The sequence below is a fragment of the Vibrio sp. 14G-20 genome, assembly GCF_026241515.1.
Classification (GTDB): Bacteria; Pseudomonadota; Gammaproteobacteria; order Enterobacterales; family Vibrionaceae; genus Vibrio.
Window position 1 is genome coordinate 209,888 of the sequence record NZ_JAPHPW010000006.1, and the last position, 25,757, is coordinate 235,644.

The 25,757-nt window shown below is 45.8% G+C and carries 23 protein-coding genes; 11 read left to right on the forward strand and 12 right to left on the reverse strand.

The features are described from left to right. The first annotated feature begins 16 nt into the window (after positions 1 to 16). From OQJ75_RS07805 to gpmM, 3 genes are all read left to right on the forward strand, one after another. The gene (locus OQJ75_RS07805) at positions 17 to 1,192 is read left to right on the forward strand and encodes a DegT/DnrJ/EryC1/StrS family aminotransferase (RefSeq protein WP_265972041.1); all 1,176 of its coding nucleotides are present in this window, start codon (positions 17 to 19) and stop codon (positions 1,190 to 1,192) included. 217 nt (positions 1,193 to 1,409) lie between these two features. Then, positions 1,410 to 3,350 carry a polysaccharide biosynthesis protein gene (locus tag OQJ75_RS07810; protein WP_265972040.1) on the forward strand — a complete coding sequence of 647 codons (1,941 nt, stop codon included), beginning with the start codon at positions 1,410 to 1,412 and terminating at the stop codon, positions 3,348 to 3,350. 315 nt (positions 3,351 to 3,665) lie between these two features. Further along, a complete protein-coding gene (gene gpmM, locus OQJ75_RS07815) occupies positions 3,666 to 5,198 on the forward strand; it encodes a 2,3-bisphosphoglycerate-independent phosphoglycerate mutase (RefSeq protein WP_248395443.1) in 1,533 nt (510 codons plus the stop codon). A gap of 288 nt (positions 5,199 to 5,486) precedes the next feature. Here the strand turns inward: gpmM and OQJ75_RS07820 are convergent, their stop codons facing one another. Both OQJ75_RS07820 and OQJ75_RS07825 read right to left on the reverse strand, forming a co-directional pair. Continuing rightward, the gene (locus tag OQJ75_RS07820; RefSeq protein ID WP_265972038.1) at positions 5,487 to 5,966 is read right to left on the reverse strand and encodes a methylated-DNA--[protein]-cysteine S-methyltransferase; all 480 of its coding nucleotides are present in this window, start codon (positions 5,964 to 5,966) and stop codon (positions 5,487 to 5,489) included. Positions 5,967 to 6,104: 138 nt separating this feature from the next. Further along, a complete protein-coding gene (locus tag OQJ75_RS07825) occupies positions 6,105 to 7,442 on the reverse strand; it encodes an MATE family efflux transporter (RefSeq protein WP_265972037.1) in 1,338 nt (445 codons plus the stop codon). Between the two features lie 393 nt (positions 7,443 to 7,835). Here OQJ75_RS07825 and OQJ75_RS07830 point away from each other — a divergent pair, with 393 nt between their 5' ends. The 4 genes from OQJ75_RS07830 (at position 7,836) to OQJ75_RS07845 (ending at position 12,421) form a co-directional block, all read left to right on the forward strand. Continuing rightward, positions 7,836 to 8,126 carry a co-chaperone GroES gene (locus tag OQJ75_RS07830; protein ID WP_004733324.1) on the forward strand — a complete coding sequence of 97 codons (291 nt, stop codon included), beginning with the start codon at positions 7,836 to 7,838 and terminating at the stop codon, positions 8,124 to 8,126. A gap of 51 nt (positions 8,127 to 8,177) precedes the next feature. After that, positions 8,178 to 9,824, forward strand: coding sequence for a chaperonin GroEL (gene groL / locus OQJ75_RS07835; protein WP_248388813.1), 1,647 nt, complete (start codon positions 8,178 to 8,180; stop codon positions 9,822 to 9,824). Positions 9,825 to 10,096: 272 nt separating this feature from the next. Continuing rightward, the gene (locus OQJ75_RS07840) at positions 10,097 to 10,654 is read left to right on the forward strand and encodes a VC2662 family protein (RefSeq protein WP_248373752.1); all 558 of its coding nucleotides are present in this window, start codon (positions 10,097 to 10,099) and stop codon (positions 10,652 to 10,654) included. Between the two features lie 288 nt (positions 10,655 to 10,942). Then, positions 10,943 to 12,421 (forward strand): sensor domain-containing diguanylate cyclase, encoded by a 1,479-nt coding sequence (locus OQJ75_RS07845; protein WP_265972034.1) that lies wholly within the window; start codon positions 10,943 to 10,945, stop codon positions 12,419 to 12,421. Between the two features lie 94 nt (positions 12,422 to 12,515). On the opposite strand, the gene OQJ75_RS07850 is transcribed toward OQJ75_RS07845, so the two are convergent. Beyond that, the gene (locus OQJ75_RS07850) at positions 12,516 to 13,004 is read right to left on the reverse strand and encodes an MgtC/SapB family protein (RefSeq protein WP_048607785.1); all 489 of its coding nucleotides are present in this window, start codon (positions 13,002 to 13,004) and stop codon (positions 12,516 to 12,518) included. Positions 13,005 to 13,208: 204 nt separating this feature from the next. Next, positions 13,209 to 14,231 carry an EF-P beta-lysylation protein EpmB gene (gene epmB / locus OQJ75_RS07855; protein WP_265972032.1) on the reverse strand — a complete coding sequence of 341 codons (1,023 nt, stop codon included), beginning with the start codon at positions 14,229 to 14,231 and terminating at the stop codon, positions 13,209 to 13,211. Positions 14,232 to 14,264: 33 nt separating this feature from the next. On the opposite strand from epmB, the gene efp reads away from it, so the two are divergent. Beyond that, a complete protein-coding gene (gene efp / locus OQJ75_RS07860) occupies positions 14,265 to 14,831 on the forward strand; it encodes an elongation factor P (protein ID WP_009847919.1) in 567 nt (188 codons plus the stop codon). 54 nt (positions 14,832 to 14,885) lie between these two features. Beyond that, a complete protein-coding gene (locus OQJ75_RS07865) occupies positions 14,886 to 15,062 on the forward strand; it encodes a hypothetical protein (RefSeq protein WP_265972027.1) in 177 nt (58 codons plus the stop codon). Between the two features lie 46 nt (positions 15,063 to 15,108). On the opposite strand, the gene frdD is transcribed toward OQJ75_RS07865, so the two are convergent. Genes frdD through frdA form a run of 4 tightly spaced genes read right to left on the reverse strand, consistent with a single transcriptional unit; the run spans position 15,109 to position 18,516 of the window. Next, on the reverse strand, positions 15,109 to 15,513 hold the full coding sequence (frdD, locus tag OQJ75_RS07870; protein ID WP_029225939.1) for a fumarate reductase subunit FrdD: 405 nt from the start codon (positions 15,511 to 15,513) through the stop codon (positions 15,109 to 15,111). Positions 15,514 to 15,525: 12 nt separating this feature from the next. Next, positions 15,526 to 15,909, reverse strand: a complete 384-nt coding sequence (gene frdC / locus OQJ75_RS07875; RefSeq protein WP_048607793.1) for a fumarate reductase subunit FrdC — start codon at positions 15,907 to 15,909, stop codon at positions 15,526 to 15,528. Between the two features lies 1 nt (position 15,910). Then, positions 15,911 to 16,675, reverse strand: a complete 765-nt coding sequence (locus tag OQJ75_RS07880; RefSeq protein WP_248388821.1) for a succinate dehydrogenase/fumarate reductase iron-sulfur subunit — start codon at positions 16,673 to 16,675, stop codon at positions 15,911 to 15,913. Next, entirely contained in the window at positions 16,675 to 18,516 is a 1,842-nt protein-coding gene (gene frdA / locus OQJ75_RS07885) for a fumarate reductase (quinol) flavoprotein subunit (RefSeq protein WP_222717185.1), read from the reverse strand. Before frdA ends, OQJ75_RS07880 begins: the two co-directional genes overlap by 1 nt. Before the next feature lie 451 nt (positions 18,517 to 18,967). On the opposite strand from frdA, the gene epmA reads away from it, so the two are divergent. Beyond that, complete coding sequence (gene epmA / locus OQJ75_RS07890) at positions 18,968 to 19,939, forward strand: elongation factor P--(R)-beta-lysine ligase (protein ID WP_265972019.1); 972 nt, start codon at positions 18,968 to 18,970, stop codon at positions 19,937 to 19,939. A gap of 102 nt (positions 19,940 to 20,041) precedes the next feature. On the opposite strand, the gene OQJ75_RS07895 is transcribed toward epmA, so the two are convergent. The 4 genes from OQJ75_RS07895 to rsgA all read right to left on the reverse strand — a co-directional run bounded on the left by OQJ75_RS07895 (position 20,042) and on the right by rsgA (position 24,829). Next, complete coding sequence (locus tag OQJ75_RS07895) at positions 20,042 to 20,929, reverse strand: DMT family transporter (protein WP_016799445.1); 888 nt, start codon at positions 20,927 to 20,929, stop codon at positions 20,042 to 20,044. Between the two features lie 114 nt (positions 20,930 to 21,043). Further along, positions 21,044 to 22,459: an SLC13 family permease gene (locus OQJ75_RS07900; protein WP_017061303.1), complete on the reverse strand. Its 1,416-nt coding sequence runs from the start codon at positions 22,457 to 22,459 to the stop codon at positions 21,044 to 21,046. A gap of 271 nt (positions 22,460 to 22,730) precedes the next feature. Continuing rightward, entirely contained in the window at positions 22,731 to 23,648 is a 918-nt protein-coding gene (asd, locus tag OQJ75_RS07905; RefSeq protein ID WP_265972018.1) for an archaetidylserine decarboxylase, read from the reverse strand. Positions 23,649 to 23,773: 125 nt separating this feature from the next. Next, on the reverse strand, positions 23,774 to 24,829 hold the full coding sequence (gene rsgA / locus OQJ75_RS07910) for a small ribosomal subunit biogenesis GTPase RsgA (RefSeq protein ID WP_248373768.1): 1,056 nt from the start codon (positions 24,827 to 24,829) through the stop codon (positions 23,774 to 23,776). Between the two features lie 150 nt (positions 24,830 to 24,979). On the opposite strand from rsgA, the gene orn reads away from it, so the two are divergent. Next, entirely contained in the window at positions 24,980 to 25,525 is a 546-nt protein-coding gene (gene orn / locus OQJ75_RS07915) for an oligoribonuclease (protein ID WP_010434065.1), read from the forward strand. Positions 25,526 to 25,757 lie beyond the last annotated feature (232 nt).

A 25,757-nucleotide genomic window follows, 5' to 3' on the forward strand; every position in this document is an offset into this window, starting at 1 on the left:
CTGATCAGGTGACATCGTGCTTAATACATTATTTTCTCCATGGCCTTCGTTTACTCAAGAAGAAGCGGACGCCGTAAGTCGGGTCGTACTTTCAAATAAAGTAAACTATTGGACGGGTCAAGAAGGTCGTGAATTCGAAAAAGAGTTTGCGGCTTGGGTTGGTTGTGAATATGCGGTGGCTTTGGGTAACGGGACGCTAGCGTTAGATGTTGCATTAAAGGCGTTCGGGGTTACCCAAGGAGATGAGGTGATCACCACATCTCGTACTTTCTTAGCATCGGCTTCTTCTATTGTAACGGCTGGTGCGATACCTGTTTTTGCGGATGTCGACCTAAATAGTCAAAACATTACGGCTGAATCTATTGAGGCGGTATTAACACCAAAAACTAAAGTTGTGATTGTTGTACACCTTGCTGGCATGCCAGCCGAGATGGATGCAATTATGACGCTCTCTGAAAAGCGTGGCTTTAAGGTTATTGAAGACTGTGCCCAGGCACATGGCGCAAAGTACAAAGGCCGCAGTGTCGGTACGATTGGTCATATTGGCGCTTGGTCTTTCTGCCAAGACAAGATCATGACCACTGGTGGTGAAGGCGGCATGGTAACCACTAATGACAAAGAACTATGGTCGTTTATGTGGTCTTATAAGGATCATGGTAAAAGCTTTGATGCTATTTACAACCGCGAGCACCCACCAGGCTTTCGCTGGCTTCATGAAAGCTTTGGTACCAACTGGCGTATAACAGAAATGCAAGCAGTTTTGGGGCGTATCCAAATCCAGCGTATGGCTGAATGGACGCAAAAGCGCCAGGTGAATGCCGCTGTGATTGAAGCGGCTATTGCTGACCTTGCAATTGTTCGCAGTGTGGATATTCCGGAATACATTGAACATGCTGAATACAAGCATTATATGTTTATCCGCCCTGAGCATCTGAAACCAGGTTGGACTCGTGATAAAATTGTTGATGCTATTGTTGAACAAGGTGTTCCTGCATATCAAGGCAGTTGTTCTGAGGTTTATCTTGAAAAAGCATTTGATGGCACAAGCTACAGGCCAGAAATACCGTTAAAGAACGCGGTTGAGCTAGGTGAAACTAGCTTAATGTTTTTAGTGCACCCAACGTTAACTGAAGAAGAAATAAATAAGACGGCTACAGTTATTCGCTCTGTATTAATTGAAGCTCAAATTTAATCTTTCAGTTGTTGGAACTGGTTTTTTAAAGCATCACCGATATGCCCCAATAGATTCAAATCTGAAATTATTGGGGCGTTTGTTTATTATAAGACCAATAGGCGCATGGCAATATATGTTAGACATTATAATGTGTTACCTGTAAATCGGTATGATGTCGACGTATCATTCTAATGCCATCTAATTCATATAAATTCCAATAAATAGGAATATTTTTATGCAACGTCTCAATTTTATCTGGCAACTTTCTCGCTTACATAAGCGGGTCATTAGCGTGGTTATCGACACTTTGCTCATCTTACTTGCTCTGCATATTGCTTTGTGGACAAGGCTGGGTGATGTGCAGTTTTTGAATGATGGTGATAGCTTATTACTGATTGGCTTAACATTAATATCTACCATCCTTATTTTTACTAAGGTTGGGCTTTATCGGGCAATTCTCCGCTATTTGACCTTCCAAGCGCTATTTGTGGTAACCGCTGGTGCCGTGTTATCCGCTACCGCTTTGGCAGTTTTTGCTTATTACCTACAAGAACCGATCCCTCGCACGGTCCCTATTATCTATGGTGCTTACTTAGCGTTATTGTGTGGTGGTTCTCGTCTTGTGGTTCGCAATCTTGTTGCCACTACGTCACCTTCGAAAGACTCACGGCAAGAAGTGTTGATTTATGGTGCAGGTTCAGGTGGTCGCCAGCTTGCAGTGGCGCTTCGCGCATCAGAAAGCTATCGTATTCGTGCGTTTATTGATGACGATAGCACGCTCACTAACACGATGATCTTAGGGTTACCCGTTGTTAGCCTAAATAAGACTCAAGCTTTGATTGACAAGTATGAGATTTCTAAAGTCCTACTCGCAATCCCTAGTGCTTCTCGCGCTCGCCGTAAGCAAGTTTTAGATTTATTAGCACCACTTCCTGTTGAAATTCAGACGGTGCCAGACATGGCAGATATTGTATCCGGTAAAGCGAAAATTGATGAGCTTACCGATGTTCCTATTGAGGATTTGTTAGGTCGTGATGCAGTTGTGCCTCAGCAAGTTTTGATGGAAGCCAACATCAAGGGCAAAGTAGTCATGGTGACTGGTGCCGGCGGCTCTATTGGCTCTGAACTGTGTCGTCAAATCCTGAAACAACAGCCTAAAACTTTAGTGCTGTTTGAAGTTTCTGAGTTTGGCTTGTACCAAATTGATCGCGAGCTTTCCCTAGTTAAAGAAACCAAAGGTTACGATGTTGAGATCGTGCCGCTACTAGGCTCTGTTCAGCGCTCGCATCGCTTATTAACCTCAATGCAGTCTTTTAGTGTACAAACGGTTTATCATGCTGCGGCTTATAAGCATGTACCTCTAGTAGAGTATAATGTCGTGGAAGGTGTACGTAACAATGCATACGGTACCTACTACACAGCGAAAGCGGCCATCGAAGCAGGTGTTGAGTCTTTTGTTCTTATCTCGACAGACAAAGCGGTGCGCCCTACTAACGTGATGGGCACCACCAAGCGTATGGCGGAATTAGGCTTACAAGCCTTAGCGCAGCAAGAAAACCAAAAAGAGAACGGTACTCGTTTCTGTATGGTGCGTTTTGGTAATGTGCTTGGTTCTTCAGGTTCAGTGATCCCGTTGTTTAAGAAACAGATTAAAGCGGGTGGCCCACTTACGGTGACTCACCCTGAGATCACCCGTTTCTTTATGACGATCCCTGAAGCGGCGCAACTGGTGATTCAAGCCGGCGCTATGGGTAAAGGCGGTGATGTGTTTGTGTTGGATATGGGCGAATCAGTAAAAATTACCGATCTCGCGGAAAACCTGATTAAGCTTTCTGGTCTTTCTGTGAAGAACGAAGAGAATCAGCACGGCGATATTGAAATCAAATTCTCAGGCTTGCGCCCGGGAGAAAAACTGTATGAAGAGCTATTGATTGGCGATAACGTAGAGCGAACAGCTCATGAGCGAATCATGACCGCTCAAGAAGTGTTTTTACCGATTGATGAGTATGACACATTGCTTGAATCTTTAGATTTTGCTTGTCACAACCTAGAGCATGATACGATTCGTCAGCTACTTCTTGATGCGCCGACCGGATTTTCGCCAACGGATGGGATTGGTGATTTGGTTTGGAATGCGAGCCAAGTGCAAGAAGTGCCAAATGCAGCTAATATTTAGTGAAAGCTAATGCTTAGTGCGAAGCCAATGCTTCTTAGCGAAAGCCAATGATAACGATGAAAGTAAATAGCTAATTGAGAGCCTCGTAATGTGATTACGGGGCTCTTTTTGATTGTGTCGAATTCGTAGCGAGTACTAAATCTTCTAAGTGATTAGAACAGTCAGCTAAACACAAAATGACGTTCTTTTTCATATCCGATCATCCTACCTGCGCCCTTTCTTGATCTTCCGCTACAGTTTTGACTGTAAACTGTAGTAAAATTACGCTAATTTGTTTTTATACCGATTTATTTTGAATTGAACGAGGTCAGTCCTATGTCAGCTAAGAAGCCAATGGCTCTAGTGATCCTTGACGGTTACGGTTACCGTGAAGACAACCAAGACAACGCTATCGCGAACGCTAATACTCCAGTATTAGACGGTCTTATTGCTAACCAACCTAACACGCTAATCTCGGCTTCTGGCTTAGATGTAGGCCTACCAGATGGCCAAATGGGTAACTCTGAAGTGGGTCACACCAACATCGGTGCGGGTCGCGTGGTATACCAAGATTTAACGCGTATTACTAAATCAATCGCAGACGGTGAATTCGGTCAAACTGAAACACTAGTGAATGCTATCGATAAAGCAGTAAAAGCGGAGAAAGCGGTTCACATCATGGGTCTTATGTCGCCAGGTGGCGTTCACTCTCATGAAGATCACATCTATGCAGCGGTTGAAATGGCAGCAGAGCGTGGCGCAGAGAAAATCTACCTACACGCATTCCTAGACGGCCGTGATACTCCGCCACGTAGCGCAGAAAACACACTAGCTCGCTTCCAAGAGTTGTTCGCTAAGCTAGGCAAAGGCCGTGTGGCTTCGCTTATTGGTCGTTACTACGCAATGGACCGTGATAACAACTGGGATCGCGTTCAAGAATCTTACGACCTGCTTACTCAAGCGAAAGGTGAATTCACGTTTGATACAGCTGTTGCTGGCCTAGAAGCGGCTTACGCTCGTGACGAAAACGATGAATTCGTTAAAGCGACTGAAATCAAAGCGGAAGGTGAAGAATCTGCCGCTATCGTTGATGGCGATGCGGTTATCTTCATGAACTACCGTGCTGACCGTGCGCGTGAAATTACTCGTGCGTTCGTGCCTAACTTCGACGGTTTTGAGCGTAGCGTATTCCCAGCAATCGATTTCGTGATGCTGACTCAATACGCAGCCGACATCCCACTGCTTTGTGCATTCCCACCGGCTTCTCTAGAGAACACTTACGGTGAATGGCTATCGAAAGAAGGCAAAACGCAGCTACGTATCTCTGAAACAGAGAAATACGCACACGTGACGTTCTTCTTCAACGGCGGTAAAGAAGACGAGTTTGAAGGCGAAGAGCGTCAGCTTGTTGCTTCTCCAAAAGTAGCAACTTACGACCTACAGCCAGAAATGAGCGCACCAGAGCTTACTGAAAAACTTGTTGCAGCGATCAAAGGCGGCAAATACGACGCTATCGTTTGTAACTTCCCTAACTGTGACATGGTTGGCCACACTGGCGTTTACGATGCAGCGGTTAAAGCGGTAGAGTCTTTAGACGAATGTCTTGGCAAAGTGGTTGAAGCAATCAAAGAAGCCGATGGCCAACTGCTTATCACTGCGGACCACGGTAACGCGGAAATGATGGTAAACCCAGAAACGGGCGGCATCCACACGGCGCACACTAACCTACCTGTTCCACTTATCTACGTAGGCAGCAAAGACGTTGAGTTCAAAGAAGGCGGTAAGCTGTCTGACTTAGCACCAACGATGCTTTCTCTGTCTGGTATCGCAATCCCGGCTGAAATGTCAGGTGATGTGATCGTTAAATAGCTTTTAACTTTCATCGAATACTAAAACGGCTGCACGCGAGTGTGGCCGTTTTTTTGTATCTGGAATCTCATGCCACGTTGATGTGTCACACTCCGTACTTTCAAAGAGATTCCCTATCACGCTCGTTCCTCGCAGTAGGGAATGACGTAATGATAAGGGGCAGATACGGGATACTAGTAGCGACAAGCGATCAAGCTAAAAACAGAAAGAGAATTCCTTCTTTGCTTTTCGTATCTCGCAACTCGTTTACTCGTATCTATGTCATGTGCTTTTCGCATCTCGTCACTCTCATCTTGCTTTCAAAACCGAACGCTCAAAATCCAACAACCACTCTTTGCGGTTCATGCCGCCAGTGTAGCCCGTTAATGTACCGTTCGCTCCAATCACTCGATGGCAGGGGACAACAATGCTAAACGGGTTTTTACCATTCGCACCCCCCACCGCTCTTACTGCTTTCGGGTTATCCATTCTCTTTGCTTGCTCACCGTAACTGATGGTTTCGCCATAAGGAATGGTCGTTAAAGCCTGCCAAGCTGCTTTTTGAAAGTCAGTCCCTTTTGGCTGCAGTGGCAAATCAAAGCTTGTACGTTTGCCTGCAAAGTATTCGTCTAGTTGGCGAGATACTTCTAGGCATAACTCGTCGGGGTTTTCTGTAAGCTCTGGTTCGGTATTGATATGGTCAATTTCAATAAGCGACACACCATTACTCACAATGATCATCTTGCCAATCGGTGCGTCATAAAGCATTTTGTAAGTACTGTCTTCCATGTCATCTTCCTTCTTCTAGTCTCTTTCTGCTCTCAAGTTCTTCGAATCTCGACACTCGAATCTCTCACCTGCTCTTATATCTTTTCGCATCTCGACACTCGAATCTCTCATCTGCTCTTAAATCTTTTCGCATCCCGTTTACTCGCATCTCGTATCTTTTTTTATGCGAAGCGCAAAGCAATACCCGGATATACCACCCAGAACATTGCCGAGTGCTAAACCAATAAATAGTCCTTCGACACCATTTATTTGGCTGCCGACCCAAGCGAATGGCAGTGTGAATACAAACAAGCGCATGAAGCTCCATTGGAAGGCTTTAAGTGGCTGATGCATCGCGTTCATGCCGCTGATCAGCATCATCACAATGCCTTGGAACCCATAACTAAAGGGGACCACTAACAGGTAATGCCACAATATGCCTCGCACCGATTCTTCTTGAGAGAACAGGGCGGCCAAAGGAATGCTCAGTGGCACCATCATTAAGAAGACCAACCCTTGGAATAATATGGCAAAGCGCATGCTTAGAAACAGAGCCTTAAAGCTGCGTTGAGGGTTGTTTGCACCAAAGTTCTGAGCCATGAAAGGTGTAAGAGCCGAAGTAAGAGACATCAGCACAATGATAAGAATGGATTCAATACGCTGGGCAGCGCCATAAGCCGCAACCGCTTCAGTCCCTTGTTTGGCCAACATCATCATGATGATAGCGCCAGCAAGTGGATTCAGGGCATTAGATAGGGCGGCGGGTGTGCCGATGGCTAAGATCTGTTTCCAATCATTGATGATGGTTTTTAGTTTGGGTGGAGCAAGCAGCTTTTCTCGTATGGTTAATACATACAGTGAGCCACACAATGCACCAAACCAACTGAATCCGCTAGCAATGGCTGCGCCTTGAATCCCTAGCTCAGGAAAAGGCCCGTAACCGAAGATCAGCAGCGGGTCGAGAATACCGTTAATCAGGCCAGCCAACATCATGATCTTAGCGGGTGTTTTTGTATCGCCACTCGCTCGTATCGCACTGTTGCCTGCCATAGGAATGACAAGCAGCGGTATCGCTAAATACCAGACTGACATGTATTCGGATATCAGTGGCAGCAACTCAGGTTCAGCACCTAACAGAGTAAACATGGGTTCTAGCGTTAGTAGGCCCAGCGTAGACGCAAAACCGACAAGCAGCACGGCAAGCAATAAGCCGTGACAGGTAAAGCGAGCGGCATTTTGGGCGCAACCTTGGCCAAGTAACCGTCCGATACACGTTGATAAGCCAATGCCAATCCCCATGGTAATGCAGTTAATCGCAAAGGTGACAGGGAAAGTAAAGCTCACCGCTGCAAGAGCTTGCGTGCCGAGCAATGAGATAAAGAAAGTATCGACAAGGTTAAACATCAAGATCGCCACCATACCGAATATGGTCGGTATGGTCATGGTACGTAATGTACTCTCAATAGGGGCAGTTAATAGCCCGTGCTTATCTTGCATGTAAAACGCCGTTGGAACTAAAACCGTAGGATAAACAGATGTGGCTTGGAAAGAAAGAAAAGCAGATACGAGATGCGGGATGCGAAGAGCTTAAAAGCAGATACGAGATTCGGGTAAACGGGTATCGAAGAGCTAAAAGCGGAGAAAAGAAAAGCAGCCTTCTTTTGCTTAACCCCCTGACATTTACACAGGATTATTCGCAGGGGCGTTTTTGTTTTTCGTATCTCGCATCCCGTTTACTCGCATCTGCTCTTACCCGCTCTTATCTGCTCTTTCGATCACAATTTTTTCTTTCCCCCCTTGGGATCTTTCACATTGCCCCAACATACTGATTAACCCATGCCAATTGTGGCAACTATCATATTAAATGGAAATTATCAGGAGATACGACCGATGAATATCCGTCCTCTACACGACCGAGTTATCGTTGAGCGCCAAGAAGTTGAATCTAAATCTGCTGGTGGCATCGTTCTAACTGGTTCTGCCGCTGAAAAATCAACTCGCGGTACAATTCTAGCTGTTGGCAAAGGCCGCATTTTAGAAAATGGTTCAGTACAACCATTGGACGTTAAAGTTGGCGATACTGTTATCTTTTCTGAAGGCTACGGCACTAAAACTGAAAAGATCGACGGCAAAGAAGTTCTGATCATGTCTGAAAACGACATCATGGCGATCGTTGAGTAATCCGACCCATAAAACTGAACTGACTGAATAAAGAATTTAAAGGAAATAAAGATGGCTGCTAAAGACGTTAAATTTGGTAACGACGCACGTATTAAAATGCTAGAAGGTGTAAACGTTCTGGCTGACGCAGTAAAAGTAACGCTAGGTCCTAAAGGCCGTAACGTTGTTCTAGACAAATCATTTGGCGCACCAACGATCACTAAAGATGGTGTTTCAGTTGCACGTGAAATCGAACTTGAAGACAAGTTCCAAAACATGGGCGCACAAATGGTTAAAGAAGTGGCTTCGCAAGCGAATGACGCGGCGGGCGACGGAACAACAACAGCAACAGTATTGGCTCAGTCTATTATCGCTGAAGGCCTAAAAGCGGTTGCTGCTGGCATGAACCCAATGGATCTTAAGCGCGGCATCGACAAAGCGGTTATCGCGGCTGTTGAAGAGCTGAAGAACCTTTCTGTTCCTTGTTCAGACACTAAAGCTATCGCGCAAGTAGGTACTATCTCTGCGAACTCTGATTCGACAGTAGGTAACATCATTGCTGAAGCGATGGAAAAAGTAGGTCGTGATGGCGTAATCACGGTTGAAGAAGGTCAGGCTCTACAAGACGAGCTAGACGTAGTTGAAGGTATGCAGTTCGACCGCGGTTACCTGTCTCCTTACTTCATCAACAACCAAGAAGCCGGTTCTGTTGATCTGGATAGCCCGTTCATTCTTCTTATCGACAAGAAAGTGTCGAACATCCGTGAACTTCTTCCAACTCTAGAAGCGGTTGCTAAGGCATCTCGTCCACTTCTTATCATCGCTGAAGATGTAGAAGGCGAAGCGCTAGCAACTCTTGTTGTGAACAACATGCGTGGCATCGTTAAAGTGGCTGCGGTTAAAGCACCTGGTTTCGGCGACCGTCGTAAATCTATGCTGCAAGACATCGCTATCCTAACGGGCGGCACGGTTATCTCTGAAGAGATCGGCCTAGACCTTGAGAAAGTAACGCTAGAAGACCTAGGTCAAGCTAAGCGTATTACTATCACTAAAGAAAACTCGACTATCATCGATGGTGCGGGTAATGAAGAGATGATCAAAGGTCGCGTTTCTCAAATTCGTCAACAAATCGAAGATGCAACGTCTGACTACGACAAAGAGAAGCTTCAAGAGCGCGTAGCTAAACTAGCTGGCGGTGTTGCAGTAATCAAAGTTGGCGCAGCAACTGAAGTTGAGATGAAAGAGAAGAAAGATCGCGTTGAAGATGCACTTCACGCAACTCGCGCCGCTGTTGAAGAAGGTGTGGTTGCTGGTGGTGGTGTTGCACTTATCCGCGCTGCATCTAAAGTTGCTGGCCTTGAAGGTGACAACGAAGAGCAAAACGTAGGTATCCGTGTTGCCCTACGTGCAATGGAAGCGCCTATTCGTCAAATCACTAAGAACGCAGGTGATGAAGAGTCTGTTGTTGCTAACAACGTTCGTGCTGGCGAAGGTAACTACGGTTACAACGCGGCGACTGGCGAATACGGCGACATGATTGCTATGGGTATCCTAGATCCAACTAAGGTAACTCGCTCTGCACTTCAGTTCGCAGCATCAGTTGCTGGTCTTATGATCACAACAGAAGCGATGATCACTGACAAGCCTCAAGATTCTGGCCCTGCAATGCCTGATATGGGTGGCATGGGCGGTATGGGTGGCATGGGCGGTATGATGTAATCATCCCCCTTTCTCGTAACAGAGAAAGCTATACATAAGCTTTGAAAACGGAGACCTCGGTCTCCGTTTTTTTTGCTCTTCGCATCTCGTTTACTCGCATCCCGCATCTTCCTTTGATCTGCTTTTCCATTGCTCTTTATGACTTAGCGTCTTATATTCAACAGTACAGTTATGACATTGATCTAACATGGATAGCTGTTTAATAAAGGATAATAAATGCTTGATTGAAAATGGATTAATCAAGTCAACAATAAGTCAGTGGAGACTCCCCAATGAAAAAACTACTTTCAGTACTTGCTGTGTCTGCAGCGGTAATGGCGCCAGCAGCATTCGCTTCTTCGCCAGTTATGTTTTCAACGATTAACGGCTTCAACGCTCCGGATTCAGATGCGGTTGGCGGTGTACGTGTGGCGTTGCTTCATGGCCAAGTGAATGACCTTAAAGGTGTCGACCTTGCTATTATTGGTATGTCAGAGACGCAAACTACGACGGGTGTGAACTTGGGTATTTTTGGTGCGCATAAAGTAAACCAAGAAATGACCGGTGCTTCTTTGGGTATATTCAACTGGAACCCAGGAAAAACCACAGGTTTGAACTTGGGTGCCGTTAACATCACTAACGATGTGAAAGGCGCGAACGTGAGTTTTGTAAACTACTCGGAAGGCGACACTTTGGTTGATGTTGGTGCCGCAAACCTTTCAGAAGTGTCTACGGTTCAGGTGGGTATCTTCAACAAAACTAAAAAAATCGAGGGCGTACAAGTTGGTCTGATCAACTGTGCTGACAACGGCTTCTTCCCGTGCTTCCCGATTGTGAACTTCGCTAAGTAAGTTTATTGATGAATGCTTGGTTTGCTATTTATTGGCGAATCGAGCGTATTATTAAACCGATCTTATTGTTAAATCGAGTTTATTTATACGCCTAAGCTCCATTATTTGTACGCCTAGGCTCCATTATTTATACGCCTAAGCTCCTTTGTTTAGGCGTTATTGCTTCAATTCCCCTCTAATCTAAACTTTTTAAATTAACCAATAAGCATTTGGTTTTATACTTCCTATTGCAGTATTTTTACTTATAAGTACAATGTTCGATAAATTCCCAACGATGATTTATATGCTTTGATTAATCCCCATACCGTCGATTTTAAAAAGGCTTTCTTAAGCCTTACCGCCAGTTTTTTAGTCGTTTTGGGCTTATTGCTCGTTGATTCAGCGGAAGAATCAGATAAACAGTATGGAATCGAAAAACAAGGCGTGACACGCTCTTTAGCGGAGCTCACACAGATCATAAATGCACTTGAGTACAACATCACGGCACTTTATCCACTGCATGGGGATACCTACGTATTCTCGCATGAGAAAAAGCTTGAAGGTGAGACGTGCCACTTCACCAGCGAGAAGCAAAATGCCCCTCGCTTTGATTTTATGTTCTCTGGCCCTCGCGAGATGTGCAACCCGAAATCGGACCTTTATACCGAAGCGGGTAAGCGCTTGTTCATCGCGCCGACCATGGCTTATTTTGCCAACACCATTGATACCATCTCTGCGATTTACTTCATTTCAAAAGAGAAGTTTATTATCTCTTCGCCTTCTGATTTTGCCAGTTACATTAAGGGTGACACCTTTGATTCTGTGGTGAATAGCAGGCCTTATTGGGTGAACACGATTCGCTTTGGCTTAGCTCAAGGGCAGGACCAAGTGGTGTATACCGGCCAGTATGATGACTACCTGACCGGTCAGAAAGTCGTGACCTTAACCAAGGGAATCTACGTAAATGGTGAATTCAAAGGGGTATTGGGTGTCGATGGGTATGTCTCCAACCTAGTATCGAACCCGACCCATGGTTATAAAATCACCAGCACGCGTGGAGCAAACAAATACGGTTTTATGGATTTCACCTATTCCAAGCCTCTGTATGTGGATGACATTAATACGCAGCTATATCTGACTATCGAAGAAGATAAGAGTGAACATTTTCTACATATATTGGAGATGGAGAGGATTCAGCTTTCGATATTGTTGGTTTTGTATCTGCTCTCGGTTTTATGGCTATGGCGCTTTTACACAAGGCAAGAGCACCAGCGTTTAAATGACTTAGCAATGCACGATCCACTCACTGGCTTGTTAAATCGACGCGGTTTTGAAGCTCGATTATTGGCACAGGATGAACAGCCGATTGTTGGTGTTGGCGTGTTCGATATCGATGATTTCAAAGTCGTTAATGATCAGCATGGCCATAAAGTGGGGGACGAGGTGATTTGCCATGTCGCTCAGTTGATGCTGAACAGCGTTAGACAGCAAGATATCGTGGCGCGATTTGGTGGTGAAGAGTTTGTTGTGGCGATTACGGGTGAATCATCTGAGTTGCTTACGTCGATTTTTGAGCGCATACAAAACGACATTAATTTACAAAGTTACCGTTGTGCGAATGGTGACAAGATCGATATATCGGTTTCAGGGGGCGCGACGCTTTACTCGCTGTACAAGTTCGACAGCGTTGGTCACTTGTGGGAAAACCAGAGTATTCGTTCTTCGGATGAGCAGCTTTATAAGGCGAAAGCCGCGGGCAAGAACCAAGTGTGTATTCACGTACATTAAGCGCTTTCGTAAAAACTCAAAGCCTAGTCGTTTGACTAGGCTTCTTTTTATCTCGAAGAATTTGCCTCTAAGGTAACGTATTTAAAACTAGAGGTTACTTCTTCACGCGACCTTTACGCATCCATTTCTGGTGCACACCGCGTCGTAGGCTTTGGAAGCTGTTTTCCACCTTGTCGACACCAAGCAGAATGACTAGCGCCATTAGCGTGATAATGACCGATTGGGAAAGGTGACCAAGTGCGATCATCATACCTAATGCCGCGAGCACCCAGATGATCGCGGCTGAAGTGACACCATGAATCTTGCCATCCAGTGTCATCATTACTCCTGCACCAAGAAACCCGACCCCCGTTATTATCTGACCAAGCACACGAGCCTGATCGAGCGTGTTAGGGGATAGGCTAATCGCCATCGTAAGGAAGAAATAAGTACCGCTGATGATCAGAATCGATGTCCTGATCCCTACCGGTTTACCGCGTGTTTGTCGTTCGATGCCGATTAACGACCCACACAGCATGCATACTGCAAGGCCTGCCCAGCTAAAGGGGGCAAGGTTGAGAGTTTGTTCTATAAATTGTGTCATATCACCCCTCCTAAAAATTTAGAATAGAGCCGAGTATGCTAATAATAGACCGGACGATCGAACAAAAACTTTTTGTCTTAACGATTGATAAAGGTGACTTAAAATCTAGCAGCCGTCTGTTGTTAAGGTGAAGCTAGGGGCATTTTTCTTTTGTCGCTTCTTGATATTTAAGACGATAAGAAGCGACCATTGCTCGAGATAGAGTTATTCAATGTGCAGATCGAGTGGTGTCTTACTGCTGCGTCCGCCGATCTCGCGAGTTAACTTAGGCACTAGGTACCCAGAAACTTCAGAGATTAACCCCCTAAAGTGGGCCTTTGCTTCTTCATCTGAGATATAGAAGTGAGCGGCGCCCTGAACCTTATCAAGAACATGCATATAGTACGGTAAAACACCGGTATCGAATAGCTTTTCGCTCAACTCTTTCAATGAGTTAGCGCTGTCGTTGACGCCTTTTAGCATCACGCCCTGATTAAGCAGAGTCGCACCACTGAGTTTCAACTTATGGAAAGCTTGTTTGAGCTCCACGTTGATTTCATTGGCGTGATTGATATGGCTGACCATCACCACATTGAGGCGAGTTTGAGCTAACAATTGGCATAGTTCATCAGTCACTCGAGCAGGGATCACAACCGGTAATCGGCTATGAATTCGAACGGTTTTTACATGCGGGATCTGTTCGATGGCATGGATAAGCCATTCGAGTTCGCTGTCTTTTGCCATCAAAGGGTCGCCACCCGATAAGATAACTTCGTTGATCTCTGAGTGAGCAGCTACATAGTCTAGGCTGGTTTGCCACACCGACTTAGAGCCCTTATTGTCTTGATAAGGGAAATGACGGCGGAAGCAGTAGCGGCAGTTAATCGCGCAGCCCCCTTTTACAATCATCAATGCGCGGTTTTTGTATTTGTGCAGTAAGCCCGGGATTGCGTTCTCTTGCTCTTCCAGCGGATCGGCTGAATAGCCTTGATGAACCTCGAACTCTTCGTTGAGTGGTAACACCTGACGCAATAAAGGATCGTGTGGGTTGCCTTTTTCCATTCGCTCTACAAAGCTTAGGGGTACTCGAAGTGAAAACAGCTCACGTGCCGCGAATCCTTTTTGCCACGGTGTTGGGTCTATTTCTAATGCTTCAAGCAGTTTTGTCGGGTCAGAGATCGCATTCGATAGTTGTTTGAGCCAGTTTTGCTCAACAGATTCGACTTTTCGGGTTATGATATGCGGCATTGAAATTAACTCAAAGATGTGGAAGAGAAAATCATGGCGTCAGTAAGCACCAATGAATTCAAAGGCGGTTTAAAATTCATGTTAGATAACGAGCCTTGCGCAATTATCGACAATGAATACGTTAAGCCAGGTAAAGGCCAAGCGTTTAACCGTGTAAAACTTCGTAAACTGCTGTCAGGCAAAGTGTTAGAGAAAACATTCAAATCAGGCGAAAGCTTTGAGCTTGCAGATGTTGTTGACGTTGAACTAGGCTACCTATACAACGATGGCGAATTCTACCACTTCATGAACAACGAAACATTTGAGCAAATCGCAGCAGACGTAAAAGCAGTCGCTGATTCAGCAAAATGGTTAGTTGAAAATGACGTTTGTACTCTAACGTTGTGGAATGATAACCCTATCACTGTTACTCCGCCAAACTTTGTTGAGATCGAAGTAACTGAAACCGATCCTGGCCTTAAAGGCGATACACAGGGTACGGGTGGTAAACCTGCAACTCTAGCAACAGGTGCGGTTGTTCGTGTACCTCTATTCATCGCTATCGGTGAAGTTGTTAAAGTTGATACTCGCACTGGCGAATACGTTGGTCGTGTAAAATAATTTGATTGTGTCCATCTTGTTTAAGGTGGCTCAGTGAAATAGAAAAGGTCGCTTATGAGCGGCCTTTTTTGTATCTGGCGATCTGGAAAAGCAGAAGGGCAGATGCGCGTAAACGAGATGCGAGATACGAAGAGCGGGAAGAGCAAGAGCGAGTTAGATGTGTGCTATTCGACAAGCAACAAAAAAGCAGAGCTAGATAACCTAGCTCTGCTTTCTATTTTCTGCTTTTAAGCTCTTCGAATCTCGATTACCCGATACTCGAATCCCGAATCTGCTCTTAAATCATAAAGATGAAGATAACAGACAACGCGCTGATTAGGCCTGCAACGAAGTAACAACCCACTTTACCTGCAACGCCGACGTGGAACTTAAGGTCGTGCATACCGTGGTGAAGACGGTGCATTGCGTGCCACATTGGTAGAGCTAGCGTACCGATGATGAATAGCGCACCGATAATGCTGGTGGCGAATTCAGACACACGCTCGTAGCTCATTGCATCCGCATCGATAATGCCCATTGGCACTAAGATACCTAACACTAGAATCGTGATAGGTGTGATCATCGCGAACCAAGTACCGCCAGCGCCAAATAGGCCCCACCAGATTGGCTCATCAGAGCGTTTAGGGTTTTGGTTAACAGACTTAAGGTGGTTAACAGGTTTCACTTTGTAATTTGTGTTCATAACGAAAGCTCCTTACACCACAACAAGAACGATTAAAGAAATAAAAGCCACCGCTGCCCACTGAGTCAGTACGATGATTCTCTTATCTACCAGCTTGCCTTTAAGACGGATTGGCATTACTTGAGGCATCATGCTGAAGAAGGTTTGAGCGTGCAGCAAGCTGCCTAGCAGTGCCACTATGTTGATACCAACAACGATAGGGTTAGCCATAAAGCTCAACCAACCAGCCCACGCTTCAGGGCCTTTCACTAGCGCACCCAAACCGAAGGTTAGGAACAGAGTGAATAGAATCAAAGGCAGTACAGTCGCTTCGCGTAGCATGTAGAAGCGGTAGAACGGATGGTTGCTCCACCACGTTCTCTTCATCTCACGAACATAAGGCTTACGATTGCTCATATTATGCCTCCTCTGCTGTTTTTACTTGCGATCCATCAGGCTTGAACATCGAGATAACGAAGTCCATTGAAGACTCAACTTTACCTTGGTTTACTGCCGCTGCTGGGTCTACTTTCTTCGGACATACATCAGAACAGTAACCTACAAACGTACAGCCCCAAGCGCCGTTGTCGCCATTGATAAGCTTCATGCGCTCAGCTTTACCATTGTCACGGCTATCTAGGTTGTAGCGGTGAGCAAGAGCAAGTGCCGCAGGGCCGATGAACTCAGGGTTTAGACCAAACTGAGGACACGCTGCGTAACACAAACCACAGTTGATGCAGCCAGCGAACTGTTTGTACTTCGCCATTTGCTCTGGAGTTTGGATGTTGGTGCCGTCTTCTGGTTTACGGTCGTTACCAATGATGTAAGGCTTGATTGCTTCAAGGCGTTCGATGAACGGCGTCATGTCGACAATCAAATCTTTCTCGATTGGGAAGTTAGCCAAAGGCTCAATCTTGAAGCCGTTCGGGTAATCACGTAAGAAGCTCTTACACGCCAGTTTTGGCACGCCATCAACCATGATGCCGCAAGAACCACAAATCGCCATACGACAAGACCAACGGTAAGACAGGTCTTTATCTAGGTTATCTTTGATGTAACCAATCGCATCAAGTACTGACATGGTTTCATCAAACGGAACTTCAAAGGTTTGAAAGTGAGGTTCTGCATCTTGCTCAGGGTCATAACGCAGGATTTCAATTTTTTGGATTCGATTCGCTGACATTATGCTTGCTCCTCTTCGCTCTTCTTCGCATTCTCTTCTGCTGCTTTTTCAGCGGCAGCGGCTTTCTCAGCAGCTTCACCGTACAGACGAGCTTTAGGTTGAGATTTAGTAATCTTAACGCCGCTGTAGTCGATGGTTGGTGCTGCATCTTCGTTGTAGAACGATAGAGAGTGTTTCAGGAAGTTCACGTCGTCACGTTCTGTGCAGTTGTCGTCTAGACGTTGGTGCGCACCGCGAGACTCTTTACGAAGAATAGCTGAGTGAACCATCGCTTCCGCTACTTCTAGGCCGTAGCCGACTTCGATAGCGTAAAGTAGGTCCGTGTTGAACACTTGGCCTTTGTCTTTAATGCTGATCTTCTTGTAACGTGCTTTTAGCTCAGTGATTTTGTCGATGGTTTCTTGCATCAAGTCTTCTTGACGGTAGATACCACAACCCGCTTCCATGGTGTGACCCATTTCAGTACGGATATCAGCCCAGTTCTCATCGCCTTCTTGGCTTAGTAGACCTGCGATGCGATCTTCAACCGCTTTCACTTGCTTCGCGATAGACTCTTCATTCCAGCCTTTGAATTCTGCTGCACGTTTCACGGCTTGTTCACCCGCTACGCGACCAAATACAACGAACTCAGCCAGAGAGTTAGAACCTAGACGGTTTGCACCGTGCAGACCAACTGAAGCACATTCACCAACAGCGAATAGACCTTTAATGCGAGTTTCACAGGTACCGTTAGTTTCAATACCACCCATGGTGTAGTGAACGGTCGGGCGAATTGGGATTGGCTCTTTTGCTGGGTCGACGTTTACGTACGCTTTTGCTAGCTCACAGATAAACGGTAGGCGTTCTTGCAGGTACTCTTCACCAAGGTGGCGAAGGTCAAGGTGTACGACATCACCAAGCGGGTGCTTGATGGTGTTGCCTTTCTGCTGCTCGTGCCAGAATGCTTGAGAAACTTTGTCACGAGGACCCAGTTCCATGTATTTGTTTTTCGGCTCGCCCACTGGAGTTTCAGGGCCCATGCCGTAATCTTGGAGGTAACGGTAGCCGTTCTTGTTGACGATGATACCGCCTTCACCACGACAACCTTCGGTCATCAAGATGCCAGTGCCTGGTAGGCCTGTTGGGTGGTATTGAACGAACTCCATATCACGCAGTGGTACACCGTGGCGATAAGCCATTGCCATACCGTCGCCAGTTACGATGCCGCCGTTGGTATTACAGTGGTAAACACGACCTGCGCCACCCGTTGCTAGAACAACAGATTTTGCTTTGATGGTAACAAGCTCACCTTCAGACATGTGAATCGCGATTAGGCCTTGTACTTCGCCATCTTCAACGCCGTCTTTGTTTTCTACGAGAAGGTCCACCACAAAGTACTCATCAAATCGTTTGATTGTGTCGTACTTCATCGAAGTCTGGAACAGAGTATGAAGCATGTGGAAGCCGGTTTTATCCGCTGCGAACCACGTTCTCTCTACCTTCATACCGCCGAATCGGCGTACGTTTACTTCACCGTTTTCTTTACGACTCCATGGGCAACCCCATTGTTCCATTTGGATCATTTCGCGAGTCGAGTTTTCAACAAAGTATTCAACAACATCCTGTTCACATAGCCAGTCGCCACCGCCAACAGTATCGTTGAAGTGGTTATCTAGGCTATCTTCGTCTTTAATTACTGCTGCTGAACCGCCTTCTGCTGCTACCGTGTGCGAGCGCATTGGGTAAACTTTAGAAATCAGTGCTACTTCCAATTCAGGATTAGCTTCAGCCGCAGCGATAGCTGTACGAAGACCAGCGCCGCCTGCGCCGATGACTGCGATATCTGTGGTAATTGTCTTCACAGTTATTCTCCAGTGTGATGCGGAGTATTCCGCTTGTTATTATAAAAAGCCTATTTAGGAGGTTCTAAATCGTAGGAACCATTTAGCGCCCCTAAGCCTTAAGTGGTAGGTTCAGTGTAAGAGAGGAAGGTATTCGAAAAGTTGATGCATTTGGGTTTTTAGGTCGGTAATGCATATGGAGGCATAGAATTTATAGGTTATGTGACTGCAATCACGGCAATCAATTGTTGATAACGATTAACCCACAGGACTGGTGTTAACGGCTTGTTGAGTATGATTTTTGTTATCAATGTTGATGTGAAATCTGTATTGATAATTGTATTGTAGAACGTAATTTTCTGGCTTCATTAAAACAACATTTTGCTTTCATCAATAGACAGATAGATGCTTACAAAAGATGCGAAAAGTGGTAATTTTCGTCGCCTAGAATTCAGTGATATGGAACTTGATAATGCACTCCACATGGCAACCCGCCGCAACCATTAAACAGTTAAAGCAACGTGCTGATATCCTTAATCAAATTCGCCAGTTTTTTGCAGAGCGAAGCGTGATGGAAGTGGATACACCTGCGATGAGTCACGCCACGGTGACGGATGTGCATTTGCATACGTTCAAAACTGAATTCGTAGGGCCGGGTTATGCGCACGGCCAGCCCCTGTTCTTTATGACGAGCCCAGAGTTTCATATGAAACGACTGTTAGCGGCGGGCAGTGGCTGTATCTACCAAATTTGTAAGTCTTTTCGTAACGAAGAAAATGGCCGTTATCACAACCCTGAGTTCACTATGTTGGAGTGGTATCGCGTGGGTTTTGATCATCATGACCTGATGGATGAAATGGATTTGCTGTTACAGCAGGTGCTTAAATCAGGCTCAGCACAGCGAATGACTTACCAACAAGCCTTTATTGATATGTTAGGTGTGTGTCCGTTGGAGGATTCGATGGATACGCTAAAGCAAGCTGCTGCGAAACTTGGGCTCAGCGACATTGCAGATCCAGAAGAAGACCGCGATACCTTGCTGCAGTTGCTGTTTAGTATTGGGGTTGAAGCTAAGATAGGGCAACAAGTGCCTGCGTTTGTTTATGACTTCCCAGCATCACAAGCGGCGTTAGCCAAGATTAACCCGAATGATCCACGAGTGGCGGATCGCTTTGAGGTGTACTTCAAAGGGATTGAATTGGCAAACGGCTTCCATGAACTCGATAAACCGCAAGAACAACTTAAGCGCTTTGAAGATGACAATGCAAAACGTATTGAGATGGGATTATCGCCTCAACCGATTGATCATCACTTGATTGAGGCATTAAAAGCGGGCTTGCCAGACTGTGCGGGTGTTGCTTTAGGTATTGATCGTCTGATCATGTTGGCTTTGGGCTACGACCATATCGATGACGTGACGGCTTTTCCTTTCCCTCGTTCTTAGCTTTTTGTTTTTGTTGTTATTGAGAGTTAATGGTCATTAGCTATTAACTATTAACTCTCAGCTTCCAACTCGCTTCACTAGCTGACCAGAATTCCGGTGCCATTAACTTACCAAAATCCCAGTGCCAACCACGGCAACAATGGCACCTATCCAAGCGTAAGCATTTGGCCTCTGTTTGGTGTACAACCAGAGTATTGGTAACAACATGATTGGTGTGGTCGAAGATAACAGTGCGACCATACCGACATTCCCTTCCTGCAGTGCATACAAAATCAGTGTCATTCCCACGGCCATCGCTAAAAAGCCATTAACCGCAGTAATTGCGAATATCTGCTTATTCATTGGGTTAAGTGCGCGTGAAAGTTTAGCGCCCGTTAAGCGAAACAGTGAGTGAGCCACAAAGGCGGTGATCATTCGAATGGCAGAGGCTGCTATTGGGTCGATGCTGGTTTGCATTACAGGCTTGGCAATAATACCGCCCAATGCTTGGCAAATCGCCGCTGTAATTCCCAGAGCAACACCAATCCACACTGTTCCCTTAATGGTTTCAAGTTGGTTGTTCGCTTGTCCTCGACGACCAAAAAATATCGCAGTTAACACGCCACTAAACACCAATGCAGAGCCAATCAGCTCTACAGAAGTCATGCTTTCGCTAAACAGGAAGTAACCAAGAATCGCCGAGAACACGGCGTGACAAGAGAACAGCAAACCCGCTTGGCGCGGTCCCATTCGATTCAAACAAGCAAATAGGGCGGTATCACCAATGAAGATACCAATTAGGCCAGATAGCATCATGGGTGTGACTAGGTCGGCTTCGACACTTGACCACCCACCGGTAAACCAAGCCATGCTTGATAAGATGATCGCGGTACAACCCATTCGCCAGCGGCTATAGGCGAAAGAACCTAAGTGTTGAGCAGGCTTTACTGACATCAGGCTCGCTATCGCCCATAGAAAAGCGGCTGCTAGAGCTAACCATTCGAATCCCATTTAAGTGTACGTCCATGTCAAAATTTAAGAGTTGGGGGATTCAATATGCACTAAAGCCTCCAGATCGCAAAGGTGTGATCGCTATCTGGAGGGCTGTAGTAATGAATTAACGTGCTAGGTGATAATAAACAGTGCGAGGTAAACCATCAGCAAGCCGACAATCCCTAAGATGATGCCCATCTTCGCCATGTCTTTGCTCTCAATAAGTCCGGTTGAGTAAGCCAGCGAGTTTGGTGGTGTCGATACTGGTAAAATCATACCTAATGACGCAGAGAAGGCGACCACAACCAACAAGCCTTGCAAGCCGCCAATCGCGACCAAGCTTTCCATCGATGCGCCAATTGCAGCGGCGATCGGCATCAACAAGTTGGCCGTCGCGGTGTTTGACATGAAGTTCGCCATTAACCAACACACGATAGATAACGTCAGTACCACAGCCGCCGGTGACAGCGATTCATAGTCAATCGCGTGTGCGAGTGCAGCGGCTAAGCCTGTTTTATCAAGGCCAATACCAATCGCAATACCACCTGCGACCAGCCACAACACATCCCAGTTAATCAGCTTGAGCTCTTCTTTGCCCATGATGCCGGTCAGAGTGAATACCGCCAGCGGAATGATAGACACAACATAAGTGTTCATGCCATGCAGTTTGGTGGTCATCCATAACAGAATAGTGGCAGCGAAGGTGATGTAAACCACTATCGCTCGCCAACTTTTTCTAAATTGTCCATCAAGCTTGAGGACCATGTTTCTTTCTTTAGAAGGGAAGAGTTTTTGTAGAAGAAACCAAGCGATGGTGAGTTGGATGATCACAAAGGGTAAGCCCATCATCATCCAGCTGAGGAAGTCGATGGTGTTTTCACCCGTTAGGTACTGCAGCGCGATGGCATTGGGCGGTGTACCGATGGGTGTCGCGATACCACCGGTGTTAGCTGCAATTGGAATACACAACACGAGCGCTTTAATCCCCATGTCGCCTTTAGGCGCAGACGCTACGATAGGGCCTAGCAATGCGAGCATCATTACCGTTGTTGCGGTATTTGACATGAACATTGAGAACACGGCGGTGATCAGCATTAAGCCGAGCATAATGAAGCGCGGTTCTGTACCAAATGGTTTGAGCAATACTCGCGCTAAGTTGTTGTCGAGTTCGTACTTAGATGCCGATATCGCGAGAGCGAAACCACCCATGAAAAGGATGATGATTGGAGACGAAAATGCACCGAATATGTCGGTATATTTGATTAACTCACCGAGATCGTGTCCCGCTGGTGGATTTCTAAATAAGTGCAGGCCTTTGTCGGAGATCATCACCAGTTCAAGCGCAATAATCAGAATTGAAGTGGCGAATACCGGAACGGGCTCTAGCACCCAAAGCAATGCTGCTAAGAGGAATATGGCGAGCAAACGGTGTTGAATTAGCGTGAGATCATCGATTGGTATTGAATCTATCGGCATGAATAACACGCCCAAGGGAATCGCAAAACAAATCAACAGCTTGACCAGAACGCCAACATTGAGTTTAGGCATGTACAAAGACCCTATGAATAAAATATCTTCAAATAGAGTAAGTTATCTGGATTTTTGGTACTTGGATACGGGTTGTAAAATCGGAAAGTTGTTTAAGGTTTCGACAGTTGTTTTGTTTTTGGTCAATCTTTTTATGGGGTGTTCTGAGTTTATTACGAACAGCACGGGCAGCTAAGAGAAAGGCGCGTTATTTACTCGAAATAACGCGCCTTTAATATGTCTATGAGTGAACTTGCATCGACAAGTAATATCGACAGGTTAACTCAGGAAGTTATGCTTGGTCTGTGTTCTCAACAGTTCCAGCAGTCTCTTCATTTACTTCAGCGTTTTTGCCTGCAATATGCGCGAAAGGGGTGCCTAGCACGGTTTTCTCACCATTCTGCATCGTTTCGTCAAACTTGATCGCATCTTTAGCGAACAGGTTGATAACCGTTGAGCCAAGCTTAAAGCGGCCCATCTCTTCGCCTTTCTTCAAGACGACGGCTGTATCACCTTGTGCAGGGTAATCCCATTTGTAAACTGAGTTACCGCGAGGTGGTGTGATAGTGCCAGCCCATACTTGCTCTATGCTGCCAACGATAGTTGCGCCAACCAGCACTTGTGCCATTGGGCCAAACTCTGTATCGAAGATACAAACCACACGTTCGTTACGTGCGAATAGGTTTGGAACGTTCTCTGCCGTTAGCGGGTTTACAGAGAAAAGGTCACCAGGAACGTAGATCATCTGGCGCAGTGTGCCGTCGCATGGCATGTGAACACGGTGGTAATCACTTGGCGATAAGTAAAGCGTTGCGAATTCGCCGTCTTTGAACTCATCCGCCAGGCTTGAATCACCGCCCAATAGTTCGCGAGCTGAGTAGTTATGGTTTTTAGCTTGAATCAGTTGGCCGTCAGTAATTGGGCCAAATTGACTTACGCGAGCATCGGCAGGGTGAACGATAACAGACTCGCCTTCAGTGATAGGGCGCATGCCTTCTTTCAATTCACGTACGAAGAATTCATTGAATGTCTTAAAGTGCTTTGGATCGCTATGCAGAGCTTCATCCATGTTCACTTTGTATTGCTTGATGAACCAGTTGATGATCGCTGTCGTTAAGCCGCCCGCTTTAGCAGACGCAAGTTTGCCGACTAGACGAGTCAGTCCATGTTGTGGAATCCAGTACTGCAATCCAACTTTAATCTTATCCATTGTATTAATTTTCCAATGCTATTTGTTGTTCAATTAAATCTGTCGATGACGCTTTAGGGCGCGAGATGTTACTTAAATTCACGCCAATTGTCAGTAAATGCACACATTTGTTCACAAAAACGCGATTAGAGATCGGCTTTCTTGCTTCGCGAGTACTGACGGTTATCTTTGTTGTCAGCCATGGTTTCAATAATGCGATGGTAGCTAGCAAAACGTAAACGGCTGATTCTACCGTCTTCTACGGCTTCACGTAAAAGGCATCCTGGGTCGTCATTGTGTTTACAATCACGGAACTTACAACCACCTAGGAATGGCTTGAATTCAATGAAAGCGTCAGTGATTTCGTCTGGTTCTAAATGCCATAGGCCGAATTCACGCACCCCTGGGGAATCGATAAGATCACCACCAGAAGGGAAGTGATACAAACGTGCTGCCGTTGTCGTGTGTTGACCCAGTCCTGAGTTTTCAGAAACGGCGCCTTCCTCGATATCTAGTGTTGGCATGAGTGCATTCACTAAGCTTGATTTACCCACGCCAGATTGGCCAACAAAAATGTTGATGCGATCTTTGAGTTCAGCTTCCAGCTCTTTGATGCCGTAACCCGACTCTTTACTCACGAACATCACCTTGTAGCCGATTTTTTCGTACACTTTCAGTGTTTCGCGGTATTCAGCAACCTGCTCATCAGTCAGTAGATCGACCTTGTTCAGCACAACAAGCGGCGCAATGTTGACGGTTTCTGAAGCAATTAAGTAACGGTCGATAATATTAAGTGATAGCTCGGGTAGCACGGCTGATACGATAACCATTTGGTCAACGTTCGCAGCAACCGGTTTTAGGCCATCGTAGTAATCAGGGCGAGTCAGCATTGAAGTTCTCGGTTCAACCGCTTCCACAACGCCAGAAATGCCGGCCATGGATTCTAAGCCTGCGCGCCAAGTCACTCGGTCACCAGAAACTAAAGTCTCAATACTGCGGCGTAAGTTACAACGGTGAACTTCGTTGGTTTCAAGATCTTCGATATCGGCATGTTGACCAAAGCGCGTAATCACGAGTCCGCTTTTGGTTCCACCAAGCATGTTCTCATCCCACTGGATAGAATCTTCTTTCTTGAGTCGCTTGTTCTGGTTGCTACGTACACGACGTACTTGACCTTTGGTTAACTTCTTTTTTTTAGCCACAATTTTTCACTTAACACATCTAACTTGATGATTGGGGACTCAAACAGGATGTTGCTGGTACCACGTGATTTCGATGGCCCTAGAGCTAGTTTGAGTATAGTTATTTGGGTATAGTACCTCTTTTACACATAAACAAATAGGCGACGCCTTATGTCCTTTAGCGATCAGAACCTTATTTGGGTTGATCTAGAGATGACAGGACTTGATCCTGAAACTCATAAAATCATTGAAATTGCTACTATCGTTACTGATAGTGAGCTTAACATCCTGGCTGAAGGACCTGTTTTGGCTATTCACCAACCTCAGAGTGAATTGGATAAGATGGATGAGTGGTGTACGACGACTCATACTGGCAGCGGTTTAGTGAAGCGAATTCAAGAGAGCACGGTTTCAGAGCAAGACGCCATCCAACAAACGATTGAGTTTCTTGAAAAATGGGTACCAAAAGGTAAGTCACCGATTTGTGGCAACAGCATTGGTCAAGATCGCCGTTTCTTATACAAACACATGCCAGAGTTAGAAGAGTACTTCCACTACCGCTATGTTGACGTAAGCACTCTGAAAGAGTTGACTCGCCGTTGGAAGCCAGAAGTGTTGGATGGTTTTTCTAAGTCGGGAAGTCACCTTGCGTTAGACGATATTCGAGAGTCGATCGCTGAGCTGCAGTACTACCGAAAAACGATTATTAACATCTAGTCGAATAAAATGATCACGTTTATCTAACTTTTCAGGGACATAAGAGCCGTTTTTTTTGCAAATCTGCGTGCTTTTACAGCAGTTGAGTAAAAACTTTCGTAATTTTGCATTAAGGACTTGCATCACAAAAAAATGCTCTTATAATTCGCAGCCCTGAACGGCGAAAGACGTTTCAGTTTGCGATACTAGCTCAGTTGGTAGAGCGCAACCTTGCCAAGGTTGAGGTCATCGG